The sequence below is a fragment of the Ligilactobacillus hohenheimensis genome (genome assembly GCF_947381805.1).
Lineage (GTDB): Bacteria > Bacillota > Bacilli > Lactobacillales > Lactobacillaceae > Ligilactobacillus > Ligilactobacillus hohenheimensis.
In genome coordinates this window covers 94,987-118,657 of record NZ_CANCXC010000002.1, presented here as the reverse complement: position 1 = coordinate 118,657, position 23,671 = coordinate 94,987, and the positions used below count along the sequence as shown (strand labels likewise).

Annotated in this window: 20 protein-coding genes; all 20 read right to left on the bottom strand. The window is 53.2% G+C overall.

Going from position 1 to position 23,671, the window contains the following annotated elements:
* Nucleotides 1-24 precede the first annotated feature (24 nt).
* Nucleotides 25-387, bottom strand: coding sequence for a DUF4176 domain-containing protein (locus tag QOR60_RS04355; RefSeq protein WP_283582142.1), 363 nt, complete (start codon nucleotides 385-387; stop codon nucleotides 25-27).
* 67 nt (nucleotides 388-454) lie between these two features.
* Nucleotides 455-1,069 carry a hypothetical protein gene (locus tag QOR60_RS04350; protein ID WP_283582141.1) on the bottom strand — a complete coding sequence of 205 codons (615 nt, stop codon included), beginning with the start codon at nucleotides 1,067-1,069 and terminating at the stop codon, nucleotides 455-457.
* A 16-nt stretch (nucleotides 1,070-1,085) separates the two neighbouring features.
* Complete coding sequence (locus tag QOR60_RS04345; RefSeq protein ID WP_283582140.1) at nucleotides 1,086-2,333, bottom strand: T7SS effector LXG polymorphic toxin; 1,248 nt, start codon at nucleotides 2,331-2,333, stop codon at nucleotides 1,086-1,088.
* A complete protein-coding gene (locus QOR60_RS04340) occupies nucleotides 2,311-2,655 on the bottom strand; it encodes a restriction endonuclease subunit S domain-containing protein (RefSeq protein ID WP_283582139.1) in 345 nt (114 codons plus the stop codon). Before QOR60_RS04340 ends, QOR60_RS04345 begins: the two co-directional genes overlap by 23 nt.
* A 2-nt stretch (nucleotides 2,656-2,657) precedes the next feature.
* Nucleotides 2,658-2,921, bottom strand: coding sequence for a TIGR04197 family type VII secretion effector (locus tag QOR60_RS04335; protein ID WP_283582138.1), 264 nt, complete (start codon nucleotides 2,919-2,921; stop codon nucleotides 2,658-2,660).
* Between the two features lie 17 nt (nucleotides 2,922-2,938).
* A complete protein-coding gene (gene essC / locus QOR60_RS04330; protein ID WP_283582137.1) occupies nucleotides 2,939-7,108 on the bottom strand; it encodes a type VII secretion protein EssC in 4,170 nt (1,389 codons plus the stop codon).
* 15 nt (nucleotides 7,109-7,123) lie between these two features.
* The gene (gene essB, locus QOR60_RS04325) at nucleotides 7,124-8,287 is read right to left on the bottom strand and encodes a type VII secretion protein EssB (RefSeq protein ID WP_283582136.1); all 1,164 of its coding nucleotides are present in this window, start codon (nucleotides 8,285-8,287) and stop codon (nucleotides 7,124-7,126) included.
* Nucleotides 8,274-8,525, bottom strand: coding sequence for an EsaB/YukD family protein (locus QOR60_RS04320; RefSeq protein ID WP_283582135.1), 252 nt, complete (start codon nucleotides 8,523-8,525; stop codon nucleotides 8,274-8,276). Before QOR60_RS04320 ends, essB begins: the two co-directional genes overlap by 14 nt.
* Nucleotides 8,503-8,976 (bottom strand): hypothetical protein, encoded by a 474-nt coding sequence (locus QOR60_RS04315; RefSeq protein ID WP_283582134.1) that lies wholly within the window; start codon nucleotides 8,974-8,976, stop codon nucleotides 8,503-8,505. Before QOR60_RS04315 ends, QOR60_RS04320 begins: the two co-directional genes overlap by 23 nt.
* Complete coding sequence (esaA, locus tag QOR60_RS04310) at nucleotides 8,960-12,136, bottom strand: type VII secretion protein EsaA (RefSeq protein ID WP_283582133.1); 3,177 nt, start codon at nucleotides 12,134-12,136, stop codon at nucleotides 8,960-8,962. Before esaA ends, QOR60_RS04315 begins: the two co-directional genes overlap by 17 nt.
* A 54-nt stretch (nucleotides 12,137-12,190) precedes the next feature.
* Nucleotides 12,191-12,478: a WXG100 family type VII secretion target gene (locus tag QOR60_RS04305; protein WP_283582132.1), complete on the bottom strand. Its 288-nt coding sequence runs from the start codon at nucleotides 12,476-12,478 to the stop codon at nucleotides 12,191-12,193.
* 313 nt (nucleotides 12,479-12,791) lie between these two features.
* Nucleotides 12,792-14,516 (bottom strand): phospho-sugar mutase, encoded by a 1,725-nt coding sequence (locus QOR60_RS04300; RefSeq protein WP_283582131.1) that lies wholly within the window; start codon nucleotides 14,514-14,516, stop codon nucleotides 12,792-12,794.
* 135 nt (nucleotides 14,517-14,651) lie between these two features.
* Nucleotides 14,652-15,575: a thioredoxin-disulfide reductase gene (gene trxB, locus QOR60_RS04295; RefSeq protein ID WP_283582130.1), complete on the bottom strand. Its 924-nt coding sequence runs from the start codon at nucleotides 15,573-15,575 to the stop codon at nucleotides 14,652-14,654.
* Nucleotides 15,576-15,635: 60 nt separating this feature from the next.
* On the bottom strand, nucleotides 15,636-16,472 hold the full coding sequence (gene lgt / locus QOR60_RS04290) for a prolipoprotein diacylglyceryl transferase (protein ID WP_283582129.1): 837 nt from the start codon (nucleotides 16,470-16,472) through the stop codon (nucleotides 15,636-15,638).
* A gap of 15 nt (nucleotides 16,473-16,487) precedes the next feature.
* Nucleotides 16,488-17,435 carry an HPr(Ser) kinase/phosphatase gene (gene hprK / locus QOR60_RS04285; protein ID WP_283582128.1) on the bottom strand — a complete coding sequence of 316 codons (948 nt, stop codon included), beginning with the start codon at nucleotides 17,433-17,435 and terminating at the stop codon, nucleotides 16,488-16,490.
* 90 nt (nucleotides 17,436-17,525) lie between these two features.
* On the bottom strand, nucleotides 17,526-19,331 hold the full coding sequence (pepF, locus tag QOR60_RS04280; RefSeq protein ID WP_283582127.1) for an oligoendopeptidase F: 1,806 nt from the start codon (nucleotides 19,329-19,331) through the stop codon (nucleotides 17,526-17,528).
* 12 nt (nucleotides 19,332-19,343) lie between these two features.
* On the bottom strand, nucleotides 19,344-20,333 hold the full coding sequence (locus QOR60_RS04275) for a competence protein CoiA (protein WP_283582126.1): 990 nt from the start codon (nucleotides 20,331-20,333) through the stop codon (nucleotides 19,344-19,346).
* 57 nt (nucleotides 20,334-20,390) lie between these two features.
* Nucleotides 20,391-21,083: an adaptor protein MecA gene (locus QOR60_RS04270; RefSeq protein ID WP_283582125.1), complete on the bottom strand. Its 693-nt coding sequence runs from the start codon at nucleotides 21,081-21,083 to the stop codon at nucleotides 20,391-20,393.
* Nucleotides 21,084-21,233: 150 nt separating this feature from the next.
* On the bottom strand, nucleotides 21,234-21,632 hold the full coding sequence (spxA, locus tag QOR60_RS04265) for a transcriptional regulator SpxA (RefSeq protein ID WP_283582124.1): 399 nt from the start codon (nucleotides 21,630-21,632) through the stop codon (nucleotides 21,234-21,236).
* 171 nt (nucleotides 21,633-21,803) lie between these two features.
* On the bottom strand, nucleotides 21,804-23,441 hold the full coding sequence (locus tag QOR60_RS04260; protein ID WP_283582123.1) for a phosphoenolpyruvate carboxykinase (ATP): 1,638 nt from the start codon (nucleotides 23,439-23,441) through the stop codon (nucleotides 21,804-21,806).
* Nucleotides 23,442-23,671: the final 230 nt, after the last annotated feature.

Sequence of the window (23,671 nt, the reverse complement as noted above, 5' to 3'; positions counted from 1 at the left end):
AATTCGATTCCCCCATTATCGCTGCTATTCTCCAAAGAGATCCTGTTCTGCCTTTGTTTCGTGACTAGCCTCTTGCTTCTCAACCCGCTTTTGCAGTTGATCAACATCAGCTAGCTTAATCTTCTTTTCCTTAAGCAAATCGGCATAAACCTGCTGGAAACGTTGTTCTTCCTCGTCCTCATAACCCTTATAAACAACCTTTTCAATATCACTGTTATTGAAGTAGAACCGGCCATCATCACCGTTAGATCCCTCCGGGAAACGACATCCCTCATACTCAAAAAGCTGTTGTTCACCATCAACTTCGAAAACAATCGCCCGGTTAATTACAACTACCTTTACCGTGCCGTCTTTCAAATATAAAACTGTTCCTAATGGTAATAACATCTGGTTAACCTCCTATTACACAAAGAGGCGGAGTAGGCCGCCTTGTAATTTCTATTCATTAATGAATCTATTCCTCACTAACAAATCTTACTTCACACTCATGTAAATCCATCGAGCCAACTAGTCCCATGTACAAACCACCGGTTCCACACAATACTACTAATAAAGTGAGTATTATATGATTTACGGCATATGGGAAACATGCAAATGCGAAAAATAATAACACTACATACAAAATTAATCCACGAATTCCTTGATTAAATCCGTGTCCCTTAGGATAAAAAAGGACCCGATATATCTTTTTATTGCGTGGAATCCGCATTTTTCGCGTAACGTAACGAATTATTTCAACTGCTATTAAAGTCAACAATACTGTCCAGATGCCTGCAGGTAATTGAAACGGAAAACGAATACTGTAATTCAAAGGAATCCTGACTAACACAAGAACCACCCCTAGAATCACAACATCATCTATGAAGGAACGTTTATGACTCGAACGTTTAGTAATATCTTCCGCCAAATCATCATCGCGCCAGCAAGAAATTGGGAGAAACCATTGTAAGAAAGGAAATAAAATAAACAGAATGTTCCCTCCACTCACAAACACAAATCGTTCCCCCGATCCGAGCTTTAATGTTCCCCGCAAAGAACTATCACATTTAACATACGCATTTCGTTTCACGATGATATAACTCCCTTCAGTAGCTTGCTGTCGAATATCCATTTGGACCAGGTTCGTAACCTTTGGGTAATCCGCTAACATGCGTATGACTAATAATTTTATTTGCCTTTTTCATGCCGCGCTTATAATCACGTGGTGCGGTTTTAATATCATGAATACCATGATCAATTCCATGACCAATATCGTTCATCGTATGCCTAAACGGCTTCCAATGATCGTACAAGTAATCATATGCTTTATCTGCCCCATAACTAACAGCCGCTACAGTAATAGCTGAAGCAGTTTCTGGGGCAAATACAACAACAGCTGCACCAATTAATGTACCACCGCAATCTTTCATAAAAGAAGTCCCAAAACTCTTCCCATGTTTCACATCGCTGTATACTTTTTCACCACTCATCAAAAAGCCCAATGCAGTGTTACCCTTATCGAGCTCTTCACTGGTTGCAATAAGACTGTCACCAGAGCCCATTAACGCCTTGGATAAACCTTTACCACAATCTTTCCCAGCAGCTGCTAAAAAGCTAATCCCATCGTTTAACTTAGACGAAGCGTCATCGATATTTTCTTTTACTTTACGATTTTCATCGCGCAAAAAATTCTTTTGCCGCTCCTCCATCTGCTTCCATTTTTTATTCACATAATGCGCCCACGACATATCCTTCGGCATTTTGAAACCGACTTTACTTCCACTCTGAATCGTACATGACTTAATTTCCCGGGTTGCCGTATCAAACGCCTCGCGTAACGCGTCTAAATCACTAAACAACCCGCCTGATTCCCGGTCATAGCGCCGAAAGTCTCGCAAAATCCGCTTTAGTTTTCTCAGACGGGCCTCCTCATCACTTCGCGCCCCCTTAGTCGAATTTTTAAGCTTATTCGCAATTCCTTTATCAATCTTCCCGACCATGTTTATGATATTATCGGTCATTTGAATCTCATTTTGAATATCTTGAATTTCTTGTTCCAATTCATCCTCATCATGACTTTTACTATCAACCTGCGCTACGTATCGCTTAGGGAGTTGCTGAACATCTTGATTAACGCCCATCGTCAACATCATAGCCGCCCGCAACATTGGAACGACCACTTCCGTGGCATACGCCCGTACGTGCGTTGCCCCCATTCCCTTCATGCTTCCTAAGGAAGCAGCTTCGCTGACGGCGCCACTAATTCCACTGATTGAATCCTCCAATTTCTGGCAAACACTTTGACAACTTGAAGCCTGTAACTGCGATAGATTAATCCTGAACTGTTTGCCCATCAGCTTTCCCTTCCTTCTTTATCATGGCCGTAATCTGATCTTGCTTCTTCTTAATCTCCTTGTTGACATTGGATAACGCGTCATCAAGTCCAGCATTTATGTTATTAAATTCATTCTGCATTGATTGGTCAACACCTTGAAAGAAAGCTTGGTATCGGCTCCCACGAAAAATTTCTTCTTCCTTTTCGCGGCTTTTGCGGTGATGCTGAATCAATAAGTCAAATTGATCAATAGCTTCCCGGATTTTATGCTGCTCGACCTGTAAATCGTCATACTCTTGTTCTGCTTGATGTCGCTTTTTTAAAAGTTCATCCTTATCCATTCCTAATCACCCGCAATATGCCGATCAGTCTCTTCGAATGATTCCGCCAGGTTATCAAAGGCCGCGGCGTAACTTGAAATTGCAGCGTTTAATTGCGAACTAATATGATCAAGGGCTTGGGTCGCCGAAATTGCTTTATAACATCCGACTAGGGATGAAACACTGTCCGTTGAAATGTTATTTGAACTGTTAAGCGATCCCGCTGCCCCACGAATTTGACTTGCAACGCTCCGTACTTGACTGGGTTCTACCTTGATTTCTGACATTTTAATCATCCTCCTTATCAATCAACAAGCTTAAACCGCGCAATTTGTCCATCGATTCCCAGATATGCCTGGCCTTTTTCCAATGGCTTCTCCTTCTGGTACGTTGTCAGGTTAAAGAATGTTTGTTCACCGATTGACTGGGTGAACAATGCGTTCTCAGCATACTGTGCGTACGGACCGCCTGAATAGAACTTATTAGCTAGTCCCGCATAGATAATCGCAATTTTTCGCTCATTAGCGTTCGTCATTAGCTGTTCAAAGCTTAAGTCGTCAATCTCTGTGACCTTCTTAAACTTATCAATATTAGTGATATATACGTAAATCCACTTATAGGACTTAGTCGTATCCTTCCGCTGAGCGAAAATCTGTGCCAGTGAATCCTTTGCATCAATGATTTCCTGATCATCCTGAACAATTCGGTTAACATTTGGGTATTCGGAACCGTTCAAACGACGATCAGTATCAAAGATAATTACACGGGTTTGCTTAAAGAGATCCAGTGCATGCGCTAATCCAACCTGAAGTGCCCGGTAAAGACGATCACCGTTACCAAAGACCGCTAGGTTGCCATCTTCAACGGGATCGTAACCAACCAGTTGCACTTCGTCGTAGTCAAGCCCAATTGGCAATATCCCATTCTGGTCGAATTTCTCAACATTGCCATACTGCTTAACATCATCCTCAAAGAGTTCATCCGGCACCATCGGAATCGGCTTTGGCCGGGCCCCGTCCCAGGCGTGATCCATCGCTTCGGCTTCTGCCTGTACGCTGTTAATGACCTCTAGACTCGTTTTACCCGCTGCCGGCATTGCCACCTGAATTAGCCGGACATCGTCATCATCCTTAAATAGTCCCCGACCCGGCGTATCGCCAATGCTGAGACGGGTCTTCCCGATGATTTCGATTAACTCATCTTCGTTGTTCTGCTTGAGTGGAATTCGCCGCTTGATGTTGTTCAATAAACGGGACCGAACACCCCGGGTTGAGCCGGAACTCAACACAACATGCAGTCCGATACTGCTTCCGTCCCGCGTAAGTGCTACGAACTCGTTATACAGGGTTTCGGCGTAGCCCATACCCTCAAAGCCTTCAAAGTTATCAACGACAACAACGATTTGTGGTAACTTCTCACCCGTCTTCTGTTCATACATGGCAACGTTTGCCACGGCGGCCTCACTGAAGAGCCGCTTCCGTTTCTTAATCAGGGCATTCATTCGTTGAATGAACTTTCCAATCTTCTCTTCTTCATCAGTGGTAATCAGGTCTACCACGTGTGGCAGCGAACGGAGTGCCTGCAGCCCGTTAGTTCCAAAGTCTAACAGGTAGACATTGAAGTCTTCCGGGTTGTACTTCCGAGCCAACTGCATTGTCAAAGTCTGCAGGAACGTCGATTTCCCGTTCCCTGCGCTGGAGAAGACTGCGACATTCCCGTCTTCAATCAGGTCCATCTCAATCGGCTCTTGCGCCTGCTGGCTCGGAATATCAACCATTCCCAGCACCGCCGCCAACGTTTGCTTATTCTCCTGCCACTCGTCGTGGTAATCTAACGGGGCAATGTCGCCAATGTGCATCGTCGTTGCCAGCGGCGGCAACCACGGTTGCTTCAGTGGCGCATCGCCCGTCGCCTTAAAGGTGGCGGCCACATCGGCCACCACTGCCTCAAGCTGGGTCGGCGCTGCGCTGACGTCTTCTTGCTGGTCCAGGCCACTCAGGTCGTTACTGATAATGTGCGGCTGGCCCATCTTATCCAAGCGTTTAATGACGTACTGTTCGGTCTGCTGACCCGCCTGTTCTGGCCGGTAGTCGGCCCCGCTCCAGGCACTCTGGAAGAGCTCGTACAGCTCATTATTCCCGACTTCCAGGTAAGCCCGTCCGGGTTGTGTAATCATTGCGGCATCCGGCGTATGCAGGACTTCCTGCGAATCGGCCTTATCCGACACCTTCAATGAAATCTTGAAGTTGGAGTTTGACCAGATTTGGTCGTTCACCACCCCGGCCGGCTTCTGCGTTGCCAGGATTAGGTGGACTCCCAAAGACCGCCCAATCCGGGCCGTTGAAATTAGTTCGTCCATGAATTCGGGTTGTTCGGCCTTGAGTTCGGCGAACTCATCGGAAATCATGAACAGGTGCGGCATTGGCTCGGTGGCCGTGCCGTCCTTAAAGAGTTTCTGATACTGGTTAATGTGGTTGACGTCGTACTTGGCGAAGAGTTCCTGACGGTGCCGGAGTTCGGCGTTGATCGATTCCAGCGCCCGCATACTCTGCGCCTTATCCAGGTTGGTAATTGTTCCCACCAGGTGCGGGAGGTCCCGGAACAGGTTGGCCATTCCCCCACCCTTGTAGTCAATCAGCAGGAAGGCGACGTCATACGGGTGGAAGTTAACCGCTAGACTCAGAATATAACTCTGAATCAGTTCGGACTTTCCAGACCCGGTCGTTCCGGCGATTAGCCCGTGGGGTCCGTGCGCCCGTTCATGCAAGTCTAAGGCAACCTGTTCGTCCGGCCCGCTCACTCCCAATGGGACTGCCAGTGATTTATACGGCGAGTGTTTCTGCCACCGCTGCGGAATGTGCAGTTCGTCAGTGGTCGTTACCCCGTACAGTCCTAAAAAGGTCACCTGGTCTGGCACCGAACTATGCAGGGTTTCCTGATGTTCCAGGCCACCCAGCTTCCGTGGAATGAGGTCCCGCATGGCGGGAGTAAGGTGGTCGAGGTGGAAGCGTTGCTGCTTCAGTTCGCCCCGTTCCATCACCAGCTCCCCGGTCTGGCGGTCGCGCATGTCCACGACGGTCGTAATGTTTTCCGGTAACTGACTGAGAACGTCCTTAACGTAAACCAGGCTCACCCCGTACTTTTCGGGTTCACCACCCACGAACTCCATGATGGCGTGGTCTAAGATGAGGTCTTCGTCCACCACGACCAGCACGTAGTGCGGGCCAAACGTCGGGGCACTTTCGCCCTCCGCCGTTGTATTCACTTCGTTTTGCCGTTCCTTCATCACCTGGTGCAGGAAGTTCATGAGTTGGTCCCGGCTTTGCCGGTTAAAGACGAACCCCCACATGTTTAGTTCTGGAATCCGGAGTTGCCGCAACCACCGCAACGGCGCCCACTGGTCATAGTCTTCTTCGTTAAAGACCACGATGAAGCGCACGTCATGGTAGCTGTGGAAGGTGGCAATCTGCGTCAACATCCACTGCAGCTGTTCCACCACGATCTTCTTGGGACCCACGTACCCGACGGGGCCGTGCACCAAATCCGTGGTAATCGGCATCTGGGTTAGGTGCTGGCTGCGTTGGACCAGCTGGTATGCCTTGGCCGTTAGTTCATCGTCCAGATTGAGCGTGCCGCTATTCCCCAGTTCAACCGGAGCGGACGGCGCCACCGTCCCCGAGCCTAACCGGTACGTCAAAAAGTCAAAGTCCTGCGGCCGCTTCTCGTAGATTCGCGGGCTGTACTTGACCGCCATCTGGTGAACGGTGGCTGGATCCGGGTAGTGGTATTCCAACGCAGCCCGCTGCGCGCGTTGGGCCCCGTAAATCTGCTTCACCATTCCGTCATAGTACGCCAGGTACTTAGCTTTGCGGGTCCGGCGCTTTTTCTTGTAGTCCTTGCGGTTCCGGAAGTAGTCCACGATCGAGAAGATCACCGTTACCCCGGTGGTGGCCACCGAGAACATCATGAACATCCCGTTCGCCCGCATCAACGCCATGACGATGCTGACGCCGACCATGACCAGGGCCGGGACCACCGACCGCAGTAACCCCTGATTATTCTTCGTCACCGGGGCAGGCGGGTTATCCACCGTAATCTTCGCCGTCGGCGGCCGCTTAATCAGCCGCGGGGACCGGTGGTACTCCGGAAAGTTCGCCGGTAAGGCGTGGTGGGACGTCTTGATTCGGGTCAGGTGACTCTTAACTTGGCCTCCCGTCACCTGGAGTTCGTCCGGGTACACCACCAGCGTGGTGGTCCCCAACTCCAGCACACTCCCGGCGGCCAACTCAAAGGCGCGCTCCTGGGGAACGAAGTAATTCACCACCACGTCGCCGCGCAGAATGTGCAGGGTCCAGTTCGCCTGCACTGCCGGCTTAGTTAGCTGCAGTTCGACCTCATCGGCCACCTGCACGTCGGCGCCGGGCCGGTTTGCGATGATAATGTGGGTGGTGGTAAAGAAATCCCGGATGTCCATCAGCCATTTTCCTCCTTAGTGGTGTTTCTTCTGTAACCGCTGGTAGTGCGTGTACTGCTTCTGGAGACTCTCAAGCTGCTGCTCACGCTTCTGGGCGGACAGGTGCTTGTTTTGCTTGACCGCGTCAATCTTTCCGAGCAGCGCGTACATAATCAGGTTGGTATCCTGCAGCTGCTTGGCCGTGGCCAGGGCGTCATCTAGTTGTCCGCGCCCGTCCTCAATCCAGTAGTTGAGGTAGGTTGGCGCGGCGTTTAACGTTACGTTCTTTAAGATGTTCGTCCGCTGGGTGTGGTTAAACCCCTTATCTGCGATGTAAGCGCGGGCTAGTTCATACTTTTGGGCTTGCGGCAGGTGCTTCAGCTTTACGTGCTGGAGGTCCTTGATCGTCTGGTCGTAGTTCTCCGCCTGGAAATCGTGGTCGGCCGCCAGGCACGCATTATCCGTTGGCACCTTGCTCAGTAACAGGTAGCCCAGCGGAATCAGGAGTAACACGCACGCCACTCCCAGCCACAATGCCAGCTGGCGCGTTACCATGTAGCGCTTCCGCGGCACCCGCACCATCGTCTCTTCTTCGTTCGTTGCTGCCTGGGCCGCCTGCTCTTTCAGGAAGGCAGCCATGTCCGTCATCGTCGTGATCTGAAGGAGGTCCGTCATAAACTGGCTTTGCTTGGCCCCCTCCGCTAACAACCCGCTATACAGGTCGTCAAACGACCGCCCGGTAAAGAGCGCTCCGGCTAAGCACTGGAACTGCCGTACCAGTTCGGCATCCGTGAGGGCCGCCCCCGGCATCATCCCCGGAATCCCGCGGTACAGCAGGTGCGGGACGTTGTTCGCGTCCAGGTAGATGTTATGCGGGTGCAGGTTTGTGGTTAGTTCACCGGTTAACAGCAGGTCCCGGACCGGTAAGAGGCTGACCAGGAGGCGCAACTTCATGGCGTTCGTCCACGCCGGGACGTCCTGCACGAAACGGCCTGGAATGCGCGTGCTGGTGAGTGTCACCCGGTCGCTCTCCCAGCCAATCTCAACTGGTAAGAAGAGGTCGTGGGCCGGCGCCACTGCCAACAACTCGTCGGCGTCCTTCGCCGTCACTTCGGCGCGGCTAATACTTTGGATAATCTGGTGGTCGTCGTACTCATACGCGTATTCCTGATGATCAAAGTGGTACTTAATTGCTTGCATGTTCGTCCTCCCGTAGTCGTAAGGCATCCCCCGCCGTAATCTGAGCATCCTGCAGTGTGTGGTCTCCGCGTAACCACCGTTGCTGGGTGGCAACCTGTATGGTGTAGGGCCGCGGCGGGAGTTGGTAAATGGCGACCAACTGATCCACTAGTTGACTGAGTGGAATGTGCGGGTTAACCTGCACGTCCACCCGGCGCTGGTCTGGTAATTCAACGCTAATTGCGACTGTGTTGTTCACGCTGCTCCCTCCAAATCATGTGTCCCGAAATTCCGGCGGCGCCACACACGACAGCGCCAGCTGCAAACCACAACCACGGCAGTTGGTGCCGGTGCGCGGGCGTTGCTTGGTTACTGGTCGGGGCGTAGTGCGGCGCAGCTGTCTTCTTCCCCGGCCGGCAAAACAGGTTCGCCTGGTTAACCGGATCGGGGAGCCGGCCGTTTTTCGTGAAGACTACCCGGCGTCCCTGGCGCAGTAACCCCCGTCTGGTTTTGGCCAGGTCCCCAACCTGATCGGTCTGAAATAACTGGGTGTTTTCGTTGCGGGTCTGCTGGCGCTGATGGTTTTGCCCCACCTGGTTTAGGGGGAGGTTAAGCGCCTGGTTAGTGGCGGCGGCTCGCACCGGAACACCACCGCCGACCATTCCCAGCCCGCAAAGAATAATGATTAACTGTTTACTTGGTAACCGCACGCCGGTGCCACCCACTTTCTGGCCCCCACAGGAGCACGCAGCCGAGACCGATGCTGACCATGACCATACACAGCAGCCCAAGGACCACGTCACTGGTATTCATCAGCACGACGTTTAAGAGCTGGTGCCCCACTAACGCCAGGCAGTTGAGGTGGGCTAGGAGGCCGCCGTGCACTAGCTGGGCCTGGTTGATAATCAGGTTAATCAACGCAGCAATTCCTAAGGCAGTTCCGCCCATGCCGCCGTAACGTAACAGGGCGTCCGCAATCAGGGCGAGTGTTACCACTAGCATGACCCCTGACAGCAGCCACGGCAGCCGGTTGGCGCCCACTAACGGGAACTGCGGGCCGGCCACGAGGGCGATGACACCACCGCTAATCAGACTGGCGCCCGTAATAAAGATTAACTTCCGGCTGCGTTCGCTGAGACGGGTTTGCCATGCCGAGAAGTACTTGCCGGCCGCTAGGAAACGGAGCGTTTCGCCGGCGTACGCGATAAACCATGCCACCACGGCCATGATAATCGTCCAGAGCCCCATGTTGTACCGCTGGGTGTGACCGGATAATTCGACGTCGCCGTCACCGGCAACCGGGTTAGCAATAAAGTGCATCAGTTTGCTGTTCGGGACCCCGTTTTGGTAGGCCGCGTTCAGCACCTGCATGAATGCCTGTTCAAAGTTGCCGCTCCGGGCCAGGTCGTGCCGGAAGGCCTGCTGGAGGTTCATCGACCGGCCCTTGAGTCCCTTCCCGTTGGCCTGCACAAGGGCAATTTCCTGGCTGAGTCCGTTTAGACCGTCGTAAGCGCCGTTAAATGCCTGGGCGTCGTTACCCGCTTGATTGGCAGTATTGTCCGTTGCCTGGGCGAGGTCGGCGGCCTGCTTTGGGGCGCTTGCCCCAGCGCCACCGTCATCACCTGCCGGTGCCTGGGTGGATGCAGCCGGCACGGTCGTATCCGCCTTCTTATTGAGGTTATCCTGCATCTGCTGTAACTGCTGGAGCTGTTGGTCAACCTGTTCCAGCAGTTGCTGGGAGTTCTTCCCCATGCCGCCAAGCCGCTTTTCGTATTTCCGCTGGTTCTTCTTAACCGTCTGATCGCGCTGCTGGAGCGTTGTGAGTTCCTGGTCGAGCAGCTGATCGTTTTGTTGGCTTTCCTTCTGTAAGAACTGTTGGAGGTCCTTCCCCATGTTCTCGTTCATCATCTTATGGATTGCGCCCTGGTCCGCCTGCTTAGCCCGGGCTTGCGCAACCGTCGCCGCGTCCTGGTAAGCACTTAACCACTGGCCGTCAATCTTAGCAAGTTGCTTGGTGCTTGCCACCTGCGGGAGCTGTGCCAGGTTAAAGCTGACCGTCATGGCGCGGTCCTGGTCGTTTGACACCGTCTGCGTGTGCGTTTTTACCTGCACACTAGCCGGCTGGTTGTTTGCGTGGTCATTGTTTTGCTGGGAGTGTGATGAGCCACTTGACTGCTGGTTATTCTGCTTATTATCCGTATTCGGCTGGGTCCCACCCGTCACCTGCGTACCGTCTAGCACCGTGACTTTAGCCGGATCATCCTGCATGTGGCGGTACGTCAGCTTAACCTGGTCGCTGCCATCAACCTTGGCCGGATTGTAGCGCAACTTCAGGTGAACGTTTTGCGGATCCGTGACCTGGTAGTGGTTTCCACCCCGGGCTTGGAGTCCCTGCGTCCCCACGACCTGACACTGGGTTGGAACCTGAACCGCCAGTTCAGAGTTTTTCATGTTCTTGGTACCCGTCACCGCGAGGGTCGTCGTGACGGCTTGCTGTTGCGGGTGCTGGTGTTTGCTGTCCGCCACTGCGCGACTAAAGGCCTGCTGGGCACCCTCATTTCCATTGAACTTCACCGTTAACCCGGCGTCCTTCATCTGGGAGTTAGCCGTCTTAATCTGCTGGATGGCTGTTTGCATCTGCTGGACGTCACCAGCCGGCAGGTGCTGGGTAACGCTCTTCGGCAGGCTTGTGTACGGGAGCTGGTCTTCTAAGGATTGGACCGTGCTGACATCCTGGGCCTGCGCCATTAACTGCTTGTAGAGCGTGGGGTCCTCCTTCTTCAGGAAATTCCCGACCGTCAACCCCGGCGCGTAGTGCTGTTGCACCTCGTTTTGGAGCTGCTTGCCCATCATATCGTCCTGTTTCTTTTGGTTATTAATGTTGGTGATGAGTTGCTGGCATAACTGATCGTACGCCTGCGTGTAGCGGTCAAACGTCGTCAGCAACTGGCCCGCATTGGATGGCTGCTGGAGGGTCTGCTGCAGTTGCTGATCCTGGGCAGTCATCTGCTGCATCATTGGCAGGAGCTGCTGTTTGATTTGCTGGTTATTCGATTGGAGCGCCTGCTGGGCAAGCTTCGCCGCGTTTTGCTGGTCGGCCTGCTGCTGTTGCATGACCTTTCCCAGCTGCGACTGCATCGCCTGCATCTGGTTGGCCTGGGCCGCGGTTTGGGCCCGTTCTAACTGGGCAAACTGGGACTGGGTCGCCTGGTTGGTTTGGGCAAGTTGCCGGAGCCCGCCGCTAATGTCTGGAAACTCCTGGCTAAAGGCCGCAATTGGCGCAGCGAGCTGGCTGTCGTAGTTTCGAGCCAACCGCCCTTGCCGGGAATAAATCCCGGCGACCCGCTGCTGGGCGTCGTACAGGTTGCTCAAAATCCCCATGTCATAAATCGTGACCAATTTCTGGTTCAACCCGGTGACGATTTGCTGGGCGACTTCCTTACACCGGACCTTCTCCCCCGCCGACTTGGCGTTAATTATGTACTGTACCTTCACTTTATGCGGGTTAGGGTTGTCAACGTCAACAATCCGCGCCGAAAAGTTCGTCGGTACGAAAACGGCGAGCTGGAAACTATTATTTTTTAAGCCACTTTCAGCAACGTCCCGCGGCACCGCCACAATCCGTTCACCACGCGGGTGGCCAATCCCCTGGATGTAGGCCTTCCCTAAGTTGTAGTGAACATGCCGGTACGTCACGCCGTTATCTTCGTTGACGAACGCAATCCGGATGGGGTGGCTTCCGCGCGCTGTCCGGGGATTATTATTCCGCTTCAGCGCCCGGCCGCCAACAAAGACGATCCCGAGGATTAGTGCGAGGCATGCCACCGCCCCAATCAACACGTGCCAATTATGTTGTTGCTGCTTTTTCATGTTTCCACCTCACCAAAAAGGGTTACCAGTCAGCGTGACTGATAACCCCGCGTTTTAGTTAAACTGCGAAGCAATCTGCTGGTCGGTATCACTCATTGCCTGTGCGGACTGCTTCAGCTTCTGGTCAATTTCCTGCAGAAGCTGAGCGAACTGCTGGATCTTCGGGCACAGCTGGTTGAACTCCTGGTCAAACCGCTGGAACCCTTGTCCTTGCCAGTCAGCGGAGATCTGTGACTGGAGGGACTTTAACTGGCCCAGCATGTCAGAAATCTGCTGGGAGCTCTGCCCATACTTTGTAGCGTACTGCTGCATTTGCTCAGGTGTCATCTTAATCATTGCCATGATTTCATCCTCCTTAATCTATATAAAAAAACAACACTTTATTAGCAGTGTATTCTTTGATAGTTTCCATGTCAATATGCTGCATTAAATTCATTTACTTTGATATGCAATCATTGCTTAATACGGTATTTGTTTTAGCTACCATATATGAAGAACGAACTGACGATTGCCACAAAATAACCCAGAACATTCGTGTTTTTCCGGGTTATTTTGCCAAACAGCATTAATTTTCGCCTATAATAAACAAAATCCCAAAGAAGGCGCCAAAAGTCCTCCTTTGAGGTTTTAATCGAATTCAACTATTCAGCTGTTTCTAGCCGGCAATGAAGGCGTTAATGGCACTCTCAAACTCATCCCGTTTCTCCAGCGCCCGCGCCTGCGTGTCCGCCTGCGTGCCGATGTAGAACTTGATCTTCGGTTCCGTTCCAGACGGCCGCACCGCAATCCACGTTTCATCCTCCAGGTAGTACTTCAGGACGTTGGACTTTGGCAGGTCAATGTTTTCAACCCGGCCATCGGCGTACTTCTTGGTCCCGGCTTGGATGTCTTCGATGGCCTCAACCTTCACCCCGGCAAAGTCAACCGGACTTTCTTCCCGGAACTTCGTCATCAGGTTCTTAATTTCTGCGGCGCCTTCAATTCCGTCAAACGTCTTGGCAATCGTCTTTTCAGCGAAGTAGCCGTACTCAGCGAAGAGCTCCTGCAAGCCGTCGTAGAGGTTCTTGCCCTCCTTCTTATAGTGGGCCGCCACCTCCGCCAGCATGACCAGCGACTGGATGGCGTCCTTGTCCCGGACGAACGGCCGCTCGAGGTAACCATAGCTTTCCTCGAACCCAAACATGAACGTGTGGTCGTGGTGCAGTTCAAAGTTATGGATCTGTTCGGCAATGAACTTAAACCCGGTCAGTACGTTAATCATACCGACCCCGTAGTTGGCCGCTACCTTCGTCGCGAACTCACTGGAAACCACCGACTTTACGGCCACCGCGTTCGCTGGCAGCGTGCCAGCGTTCTTGCGGGCCTTCAGGATGTAGTTCAGCATAACCGCCGCAATCTGGTTCCCCGTCAGCAGCTGGTACTCGCCGTTTGGCTGCCGAACCGCCGCACCAAGCCGGTCAGCGTCCGGGTCAACCCCGATCAACAGGTCAGCCTGCTCCTTCTTGCCTAATTCAATTGCCAGGTTAAAGGCCTCCGGGTCCTCCGGATTGGGTTTAACCACCGTCGGGAAGTCCCCGTCCGGCTGGGCCTGTTGCGGCACCATCGTGAAGTTTTCAAAGCCGGCCTGACGAAGTGCCTTTTCCCCGATCATGGCCCCCGTCCCGTGGAGTGGCGTGAAGATGAGCTTCATCGTCTTGCCCTCTTCGGCAACCAGTTCGGGATCAATCGTGACCTGCTTAACCTCTGCCAGGTAGGCCTGGTCAACCTCATCGCCAATCACCTTCAGCACGCCATCCTCAATCAGGGCGTCCTGGTCAGCCAGTTTGATGGCGAACAGATCCGTCACCTCACGGATGTACTTGGTAATCATGTCCGATTCCTTCGGTGGCATCTGGGCGCCGTCCTCACCATAAATCTTGTACCCGTTGTACTGCTTCGGGTTGTGGCTAGCCGTAATCATGATGCCGGCGTACGTGTGAAGGTGCCGGACGGTAAACGACAGTTCCGGGGTCGGCCGGAGACTCTCGAACACGTACGTTGGAATCCCGTGAGCGCCGAGCACCCGCGCAGATTCAAACGCAAACTCCTGGGAGTGATGACGAGAATCGTAGCTGATTGCCACCCCGCGTTGCTTGGTTTCCTCATCTAAGGTATCCATGAAGGTCGCTAATCCTTCCGTAGCCTGCCGCACGGTGTACACGTTCATCCGGTTAATCCCCACACCGAGGACCCCGCGCATGCCGGCCGTCCCAAACTCTAACGGAGCGTAGAAGGCATCTTCTAACGCTTCATCGTTACCCTTCATCTGATCCAACTCCTGCCGTAAATCGGGCACGAGCGTTTGGTTATTCCATTCTTCGTATGTTTCTTTCCAACTCATAGATCTCAGCTCCTCGCTTTCAAATCATACTGGTGTACGATTCATCGCCCCTATTTTACCACAGTTAAGCGGATACACAATCGTTTAGTAAAAAATTAGTTAACGACAAGCTGCCGTTAACTAATTAATTTCATCCTAATTTAGTTCTTGCAGGTAGCTGAAGACCTCCTGGCCGGCAATCCCGCCGTCGCCAACCGCCGTGGTAATTTGCTGCAGCTGGTGCTGCCGGACATCACCAATCGCAAAGATCCCCGGCACCTTCGTCCGCATCCAGTTGTCGGTCACCATCCAGCCGTGCTCGTCGGTAATGCCAAGGTCCTTGAACGGGGCGGTCATCGGCACGTTGCCGACGTAGATGAAGACGCCCGCCGTTGGCACCTCCTCCTCCGCGCCGGTCTGGTTATTCTTCACCGTGACGCTGGTAACCTTCTGATCGTCACCATTAATGGCAATCACGTTGGAATTCCACGTAAAGTCAATCTTGTCGTTCTTGAAAGCCCGCTCCTGCGCCACCTTCTGCGCCCGCAGTTGGTCACGCCGGTGAACGATGTTGACGTGCTTGACCATCTGCGTCAGGTAAATCGACTCTTCAACGGCAGAATCACCACCCCCGATAACGGTTACGTCCCGATCGCGGAAGAAGGCCCCGTCACAAACGGCACAGTAGGAAACTCCCCGGCCGCTGTACTTTTCTTCACCAGGAACGCCCAGTTTCCGGTTTTCGGACCCGGTAGCAACAATCACAGCCTTGGCCCGGTACTCCCCGTCGTCCGTTACAACAATCCGGTCAGTCCCGTCCAGTTTAACCGCCGTTACCGTTCCGTACGCGTATTCCGCCCCAAATTGGGTAGCACTCTGGTACATTTCTTCGGCCAAATCTGGTCCCAGGATAGACTTAAAGCCCGGGTAATTTTCAACGGCGGCGGTATTATTCATCTGGCCACCGTACGCTCCCCGGTCAAGCATTAAAACCTTTAAATTTGCGCGTGATGCGTACAGGGCAGCGGTCATCCCACCTGGGCCAGCGCCAATAATTACAACATCATATTCCTTAGTCACTACGAACCCCTCCTCATTACCTGTTAAGTCGCTTATTTATTATACGGGCTAGGTTTACTTTTAGGAAGCCCTTTGCTCACCCTGATCAAGGTACCAGGGATTGTCTGGATTGCGCCACCGCCGGTAAACAATTAACGCTAGCGCCCCTACAAAGAGTAGCACTGACAACCACTGGGATACCCGGATGGGGCCTAACATTAGGCTATCCGTGCGCATTCCTTCAATAAAGAACCGGCCAAACGAGTACCACATCACGTAGCTTAAGACGACCTCGCCGCACTTAAAAAGATGCTTGCGGTGCCGCAGGGAGATCAACACGATGAATCCCAAAACATCCCACACCGATTCGTACAGAAAGGTGGGCTGGTAGTACACCCCATGAATACACATCTGACTCACGATGAAGTGCGGCAGGTGCAGGGTGTTTTGTAAAAACGCTAAGGTCGTGGCATACCCGTGGGCCTCCTGGTTCATGAAATTACCCCAGCGACCAATTCCCTGCGCCAGGATGACGGTCGGGGCCACCACGTCCAGCAGTAGCCAGAAGTTAATGTGTCGTCGGTGACAGAGCACCACTAACGTAATAAGCGCCCCGATTAGCCCGCCATAGATTGCAATTCCGCCGTCCCAGATACACGGAATCATCGCCGGATTCTGGGAGTAATACTTCCACTGGAAAATTACGTAATACGCCCGGGCGCACACCAAGGCAACCGGAAGGGCCCACAACAGGCAGTCGTAGATATCGTCCTCCGCAATCCCCCGACGCCGGCCTTCCCGCACCGACAGAAAGACCGCCAACAGAACCGCAGACGCAATGATAATCCCGTACCAGCGGATCCGAAACGGCCCGAACTGAACAGCGTTCGGGTTTAGTGCAGCTAACATTTTCTCCATCTCTCTTCTATAAAGCTAGTTGTCCTGATTCTCAGCCGCCGTATTCTGCGCGATTAATTCCCGCAAGTTTCGTTCAAACGTCTTACTGGAATCATAGCCCATCATTTTAGCGCGGTAATTCATCGCCGCCGCTTCAATGATGATCCCCACGTTCCGTCCAATCTTGACCGGAATGGTAATCTGTGGGATTTCCACTTCAAAAATCGGCACCATCTTTTCGCCGATGCCCAACCGGTCATACTGCTGATCCTTGGACCAGTTTTCCAGGTGGACGATTAGTGAAATATCCGTGGACTGCCGCACTGCACCGGCCCCAAACAGGTTCATCACGTCGATGATCCCGATTCCCCGAATCTCAAGGAGGTGCTGGAGAACCTTCGGCGCCTCCCCGATGATTGTCTGTTCATCCTGCTGGTGCACGTCAACACGGTCATCGGCAATCAGCCGGTGGCCCCGTTTGATTAGTTCGAGGGCGGTTTCAGATTTTCCAATCCCCGAATCACCCGTGATAAGCACACCCAGGCCGTAAATGTCCATCAGCACCCCGTGCATCGACTTCCGCTCGGCCAAACAGCCTTCGAGGTAGTTGGACATTTTTGATGACACCCGGGACGTTCCCAGTTTGGTCCGCAGGATTGGAATCTGGTGCCGCCGGGCCGTATCCTCCAGCTCCGCGGGCACCGGCAGCATCCGGGAAACGACGAAGCACGGCGTGTGGGGGCCACACAACCGCTCGATATCACGCGCCCGCTCGGATGCTGGTTTCTTTTGCACGTAGGAAATTTCCTTCATTCCTAAGAGTTGAATCCGCTCCTCCGGATAGTAGTCGAAGTAGCCGGTCAGTTCGAGCCCTGGCCGGGAAATATCGCTTGTTGTGACAAAGCGCTCCTTCAAGAACTTTTTGCCATAGTACACAATGAGGTTGTTTGCTTCAACAAGTTCCGCAACACTTACCTGGTCCATTGGTTTGCCTCCCTACAAGTTAACGGATCCTTCCTCTCAAATACCGTTATCCTAATCATAACAAAAAGCGGAATTTAGAACATCCCCAAACTAGGCGTTCACCCCAAGCAACTGTTCAAGGGTGGTAAGCCGCTTCTCAAAAACGGCAAACGCCCGCTCCAGGTAGGCCGGCTGGGTCATGTCGACCCCCGCCCGCCGCATTACGTTCAGTGGGTAATCGCTGCTCCCGGCCTTGAGGTAGTCCAAGTACGCGGCGGTGTGCTGCGGATCATCGTCCAGAATGTTTTGGGCTAACGTGGTGGCCGCCGCAAACCCGGTAGCGTACTGGTACACGTAAAAGTCGTAGTAGAAGTGCGGAATCCGCGCCCACTCGTAGGCAATCTGCGGGTCGTTTTCGACGGCATCCCCGTAGTACTTTTGGTTCAACTGGCCGTAGTATTCGGCCATCCGTTGCGCGGTGAGGGGCTGGCCGGCCGCATCCTGTTCATGCAGCCACTGTTCAAACTGGGCGAACTGGGTTTGCCGGAAGACCGTCCCCTTAAATCCGTCCAGGTAGTGGTTGAGGACATACGCCCGCACGGCCGGATCCTTCTGGGTCTTCAGCAGGTACTGGGTCAGCAGGTTTTCGTTGGTCGTCGAAGCAATTTCGGCCACAAAAATAGCGTAGTCGCCGTACTGGTACGGCTGGGTATGGGTCGTGTAGTAGCTGTGCATGCTGTGGCCCATCTCATGCACCAGCGTAAAGAGGTTTTCTAACGTATCCTGCCAGTTTAACAGGATGTACGGTGCAGTATCATACGTCCCGCTGGAGTATGCGCCACTCCGTTTTCCCTTATTCTCCACCACGTCAATCCAGCGCTGATCAAACGCTTCCTGAACGTGCTGGCAGTAGTCGTCGCCAAGGACCGCTAATGCCTTGAGGGCCATCTCCTTAGCCTCATCGTAAGTAAATTTCAGGGATGGTTCGCCCGTTAGCGGCACGTACATGTCATACATGTGAACGGGCTGGCCCAATACCCGCTTCCGCAACCGCACATACCGGTGCAACAGGTCCAGGTGGGCCGTTACCTGATCAACCAGCTGGTCGTATACACTAACCGGAATGTGGTTTTCTGCCAGGGCAGCCGTCCGGGCATCTGGATAGTGGTGGACCTGCGCAGTATAGTTGTGCATCTGCACGTGGGTCGCCAGGGTCGTCGCAAACGTTGCTGCAAACTGCTTGTATACCCGGTAAAGCTGCGTAAACGCCTCTTTCCGCACCCGCGGGTCGGTCGCCTCTAACAGCTGGCCGTACACCCCATCTGACAGGTGCCGTTTTACCCCGTCCGCATCCGTCACCGTTCCCAGGTCAAGGTCGGAGTTACTTAACGTGCCAAAAATCCGTTCGGGACCGCCAAAAACGGACTGCGCTCCGGCTAAGAGGTGCTCCTGTTCTTCCGGTAACACATGATCCCGTTCACTCGTCCATTGTTCCAACAAGTGGCGGTACTCCTGCAAGCCCGGTTCATCCGCCAGCGCTTGCTCAAGCTGCTCATCCGTAAGCTGAACCAGTTCTGGTTGAAACCACGCCGTTTGCTGAGCCACCGTGGTCAACAGTTGCTCCGCCTGGGCAAACAGGCCCTGATACTGGGCGTTGGTGGTATCCTGATCATTTTTCATTTCAGCGTACACGTACAGCTTCTCCGCCTGGCGATTAAGTGCAAGGAGGGCCTGAAGAGCCTTCAGAAGATCTTCACCGCCCTGCTTGAGGGTTCCCTGATACCGCTTAAACTCCCCAGCCTGCTGCTTAATTGCCGTAAGCGCCTGCTGGGCCTCACTATCCGTTGCGTAAATTAACGTTAAATCCCACTTTAATTCCGGGGCGACGTCCGCCCGCGAAGGTAACTCAACAACCATCAAACCACGTCCTTACTTTTTTGTTTTTATTCTACTGATTAGCGGGTGGTTTGTACACCGGGAAAGTGCCAACACCAGACGATGGTAGTCAGCACTACTAACGTGCTGGTCCACCACAATCCCCGGCCATATTCGGGATTGGACCGGCAACCGTGCTCGTCCAAGCCACCTGAGAACCACCGCCACCCGCCATTCCAGTCCCCAGTGCTGGTACACCGGCGCAGCATAGGTTCGGCCAACCAAATCTCCCAGCATTGTCAGCGGGACACCCGCCCGATAACACTGCTCCTGGAGATGCCGGAGCCACCATACCGGCTGCTGACACCGCCAGTTGAGTTGGCGCTGCTGGTGGGGAATTACGGCCGCTGAAATAGTTGGGACCGGGAGCGTCCGCGGGGTGCGCAGAAACGTAACAAACTCCTCCCACCGTGTGGTCCAAAACCACCGGACCCGAAGTGGCAAAAACGGCGCCTGCCACAGATCATACGCCACCCCCAACCGTTGTTGGAAAACATCGTAATACGTCAGGTGCCACCCCAGCTGGGGCCGCCACCGCAAAAACTGGGCCGTTTGCCGGGAGAGGGTCCGCTTGAGAGCGTACCGGGAACCCAGTAACCATAATACGGCTACGCCGGCTCGCCGGTACCCGTGCATCCTATGGCGGTACGTTGCTGCAGAAAGCGGCGCACACTGGTATTCCAGTGCCCACCGGCCCGCCAAAATATCCGGCCGTTGCCGACTAGTCGGCAGGGAACGTTCAAGGTCCGCAGAATACCCCGCTTGCCGTACTAAAGTAACCAGCTGCCGTTTACCAGTAGCATGCTGAGCCGTTTCTTTCGGGTCAACACTAATTGCTGTGGATTCATGGGCAAAGTATGCCCGGTTAACCCTTCCCCGGCGAACTTGCACAACGGCCCCGCACTGCGGACACCAGTAATTTTGATCCGGATGCGCTTGGACAGCCGCAACGAGTTGCCGGTGATCGTTATATGCCCAGTACATAAAACCGCCTCCTCACCATATAAATAGGTGGAAAGGCGGTTAATTTCGCGTTTTTTGTTAGTCGGCGGGAAAGTAATGCCGAATTAGCTGAAGAGCTGAATCCTGTAAGAGCAGTCGGCCACGTTCCCGAAGCATGGCCCCGGTCATCCGCACAGTCCGTTCCCCGTACTCAGTTAGCATTCCACGCAGGGTTGCCAATCCGGTCGTTCCTAAAACGTCATCATAAACGACCACGTCTAGGTAATACTGGTCATCCAGGGCATACAAGTGCGACACCACCGCACTTGCATCCACGGCCTGGGCAAGGGCTTGAAGTACTGCAAACGATGCGAAGGAATATACCAGATGATGCGGCTCATGGGTTAAGGAAGAAGGTTCGTCTTCCTCATCGGCCGCGATTGTGGTTCGGCGCACATCAGGGTGCTTAGTGGCATTCTCCTTATGAGGATCATCATTTGCTGCCATGGGCACCCCTAACAACGGCATATCTTTCGGTTTGCCATCCTCGTCAACGTCCACCTTGGTAATAAACAGTTCCAATCCGTGCCGGTTAGGCATAATCTGGAACGTAACCGCATCATCATCCTGAAATTCGTGGTTGGTGTCAACCTCAGCCAAAATCTGGTAGAAGAACCGTTCGACTTCCTTCTGGTTTCCCAAAAGGTCGAGCACGGTAACGTCATGCGCTTCGAGGTCGTCCATCCCCAAAAGCACCCGAATCGTCCGCTCATTGACCCGTTCGACTTCCATCTAACTCACCTTCCGTCCGCAATCTCCTTAGTAACCATCATACCCGTTTTCGTGTCGGGGTGAAAGTCCCCCACTCAGTGCTAAAAAACGGGCAGACACGCATCACTGCATGTCCGCCCGTCATTCGAACGGTAGATCACCGTTGATCGACTAGTATTCTGCCAGTTCCTGAGCCTGCCGTAATTCAAGCGCCCGCACTTCCCGCGGCAGGAACCGCCGAATCTCATCCTCATTGTAGCCAACCTGGAGCCGCTTTTCGTCCATAATAATTGGCCGCCGCAGAAGCCCCGGATTCTTCTGAATCATATCGAACAACTCACCCATTGGAAGGTCGTCCAAATCAACGTGCAACTGCTTGTATGCCTTTGAACGGGTCGAAATAATTTCCTCCGTCCCGTCTTCAGTCATCTGAAGGATCTGCTTAATCTCATCAACAGTGAGCGGTTCTGAGAAGATGTTCCGTTCAGTGAACGGAATCTCATGTTCCTGTAACCAGGCCCGTGCTTTCCGACATGACGTACAACTTGGCGAAACATATAACGTTACCATACGACCGCTCCTTACTTTTCAAACCGTTATCCGTCATCGACTGTCTCTATTATAGTCCATTCTGGAAGCAACCGCACACTTTGTAACGAACTTATTACAAACTTAACCGTTATTTTTTCCAAGTAACGTTTTAATCGTCAAATTAACCCCCACGGGCACCGGTGCGCTAAACTATAGCTTGTCAATCAGCGTCGTTAAACTCGTCAGTAGTTCGTCCGGCAGCTGTTCGCCAGCGTGGTTCTGCTCGTACTGCTTAAGCCAGTTTAACCGCACCTCAAGGCGAGCCTTCAGCGTTTCAACGTAGTCCTTATCATTAAAGTCAACGTTGTAACCTTCCAGTGGCATGTAACTCATGTGCGGCAGCGGACCAAACGCCTGCCACTGGTCCTTATCATCCACCAAGGTTTCAAGAATTCCCAGCGTTGTTTCCTTCTTGATGTCTTCGCCCATGAAGTTATCCGTGTTGATGATGTAGCAGTTGACGTGCTGCTTTGCGAACAGCTCCTTGAAGTCGTGGTAATCTTCAGCCAGTGGGTATGCCCGGAACGGGTCCGCAAACGGCTCGATCACAAGGGCATTGTGGTCAGCCACGTTTTCGGCCGTGGACCGCTTAGTGGCGAGCGTAGCACCAAACGTGGCGGCCAGTGCCGGGTCCTCCAGCCGGACAACCGGTGGTAAACTGTTGTCCTTCATGATCCAGAAGATGGAGTCAATCGGAGCGGGTTCCTTGTCCACCCGGTTCAGGGAAGCGTAACGCGTCTTAATCGTCCGGCCGTTCCCGTTCCGCAAATCTTCCGTAACCAGTACCCGCTTACCGGCCGCGTCCGTCGTTACCCCACAGTTCATGACCGTGGTGAAGTAGGTTGTTTCCCGCGTTCCTGGCAGGTAGTCGTTGGTCTTATCGAAGTACGATGGTTCGAGGGCAACGGACGACCCGTTTTCCCGGGAAATGACAAAGGCGTCGTCATGCAGCACGGTAATGTCGTACTTCCCATCGTGCTTTGCGTGCGTCAGCGTAGACTTTCCGGAACCAGACAGGCCGTAAACGGCAAAGACACGGTCGTCCTTGTCCTTGAAATGGAACGCCTTCTCACCCCCGTGGCAGGCGGTGTAGCCGTGGCGGTGCGCCGTCGCCCACGTTAAGGTTAGGGTCGATTTCTTGAGTTCACCGAAGTACCGCAGTCCCAGGATAGCAGCCACATTATGCTCCGGGTCAAACAGAGCTAACCCCTGCGGGAAGCGCTCGTCGTGCCAGTACGGGTTAGCGTAGATGTAGATGTCCCCCTCATCGTACTGCCGCGAGTTGGCGTAGCGTTTGCGGTATTCCTCAGTCACCGGCTGGAAGTTAAGCATGTATGACAGCAGGTTCATTTCAAACCCTTCCGGCACAGCTAGGTGGGCGCCGACCATAAAGTCTTCATCCAACCCCACGTAAACGTCGGTCTTATAGAAGTTGTGCTCATGACCGCTATAAATGGCCTCCCGCAGCACACTCATCATTTCGTCTTCATCCACCGTTGGGTCGTTTAATAGCCGCCGGGCTGCCGCCGTCCGGCCGACAACGCCCCCGTGATTATCAACCAGCTGCACGGCGTCAGACGGTAACCCCAGGTCATCCGTATGCTTAATCGGAATATCCGTCACAATCGTGTTGGGCGCCTTCTTCGCTAAGTAGTACGCCGAGGCAACGTCGGTCACGTGGTGCATGTTGTTTTCATAAAACGCACTCTCCACCGTCGTCCGCATCCGGGAGAAAACCGGATTCTTCTTCGTGATATCCTTCTCGGCGAAACTTCCGCGTGTACTCATATTAACCACTATCCCTTTTATAAATTTGGACGCAAGAAACCGCTTCCATGTGTTTAGTATAGCATGCTTATTTGTGTCTGTGAATATTTTAATTAATGTCGAATAAATGACGTTTAAGTCTTAATGATCAAGGCGTTTGGCCACTATATAAATTAATGACAATCATCACATATAACCCCATTTATCCTACCGTTGAACTTTCTCTTAATGCCCCGTATCATAATCTATGG

What these genes read in the sequence shown, in the direction of transcription:
- QOR60_RS04340 (WP_283582139.1), bottom strand. Translation starts at nt 2,655, where the DNA reads ATGGATAAGGATGAACTTTTAAAAAAGCGACATCAAGCAGAACAAGAG.
- esaA (WP_283582133.1), bottom strand. Translation starts at nt 12,136, where the DNA reads ATGAAAAAGCAGCAACAACATAATTGGCACGTGTTGATTGGGGCGGTG.
- lgt (WP_283582129.1), bottom strand. Translation starts at nt 16,472, where the DNA reads ATGGAGAAAATGTTAGCTGCACTAAACCCGAACGCTGTTCAGTTCGGG.
- QOR60_RS04300 (WP_283582131.1), bottom strand. Translation starts at nt 14,516, where the DNA reads ATGAGTTGGAAAGAAACATACGAAGAATGGAATAACCAAACGCTCGTG.
- pepF (WP_283582127.1), bottom strand. Translation starts at nt 19,331, where the DNA reads ATGGTTGTTGAGTTACCTTCGCGGGCGGACGTCGCCCCGGAATTAAAG.
- QOR60_RS04260 (WP_283582123.1), bottom strand. Translation starts at nt 23,441, where the DNA reads ATGAGTACACGCGGAAGTTTCGCCGAGAAGGATATCACGAAGAAGAAT.
- QOR60_RS04270 (WP_283582125.1), bottom strand. Translation starts at nt 21,083, where the DNA reads ATGGAAGTCGAACGGGTCAATGAGCGGACGATTCGGGTGCTTTTGGGG.
- QOR60_RS04345 (WP_283582140.1), bottom strand. Translation starts at nt 2,333, where the DNA reads ATGGGCAAACAGTTCAGGATTAATCTATCGCAGTTACAGGCTTCAAGT.
- essB (WP_283582136.1), bottom strand. Translation starts at nt 8,287, where the DNA reads ATGCAAGCAATTAAGTACCACTTTGATCATCAGGAATACGCGTATGAG.
- QOR60_RS04355 (WP_283582142.1), bottom strand. Translation starts at nt 387, where the DNA reads ATGTTATTACCATTAGGAACAGTTTTATATTTGAAAGACGGCACGGTA.
- QOR60_RS04275 (WP_283582126.1), bottom strand. Translation starts at nt 20,333, where the DNA reads ATGTACTGGGCATATAACGATCACCGGCAACTCGTTGCGGCTGTCCAA.
- spxA (WP_283582124.1), bottom strand. Translation starts at nt 21,632, where the DNA reads ATGGTAACGTTATATGTTTCGCCAAGTTGTACGTCATGTCGGAAAGCA.
- QOR60_RS04305 (WP_283582132.1), bottom strand. Translation starts at nt 12,478, where the DNA reads ATGGCAATGATTAAGATGACACCTGAGCAAATGCAGCAGTACGCTACA.
- QOR60_RS04335 (WP_283582138.1), bottom strand. Translation starts at nt 2,921, where the DNA reads ATGTCAGAAATCAAGGTAGAACCCAGTCAAGTACGGAGCGTTGCAAGT.
- essC (WP_283582137.1), bottom strand. Translation starts at nt 7,108, where the DNA reads ATGGACATCCGGGATTTCTTTACCACCACCCACATTATCATCGCAAAC.
- hprK (WP_283582128.1), bottom strand. Translation starts at nt 17,435, where the DNA reads ATGGACCAGGTAAGTGTTGCGGAACTTGTTGAAGCAAACAACCTCATT.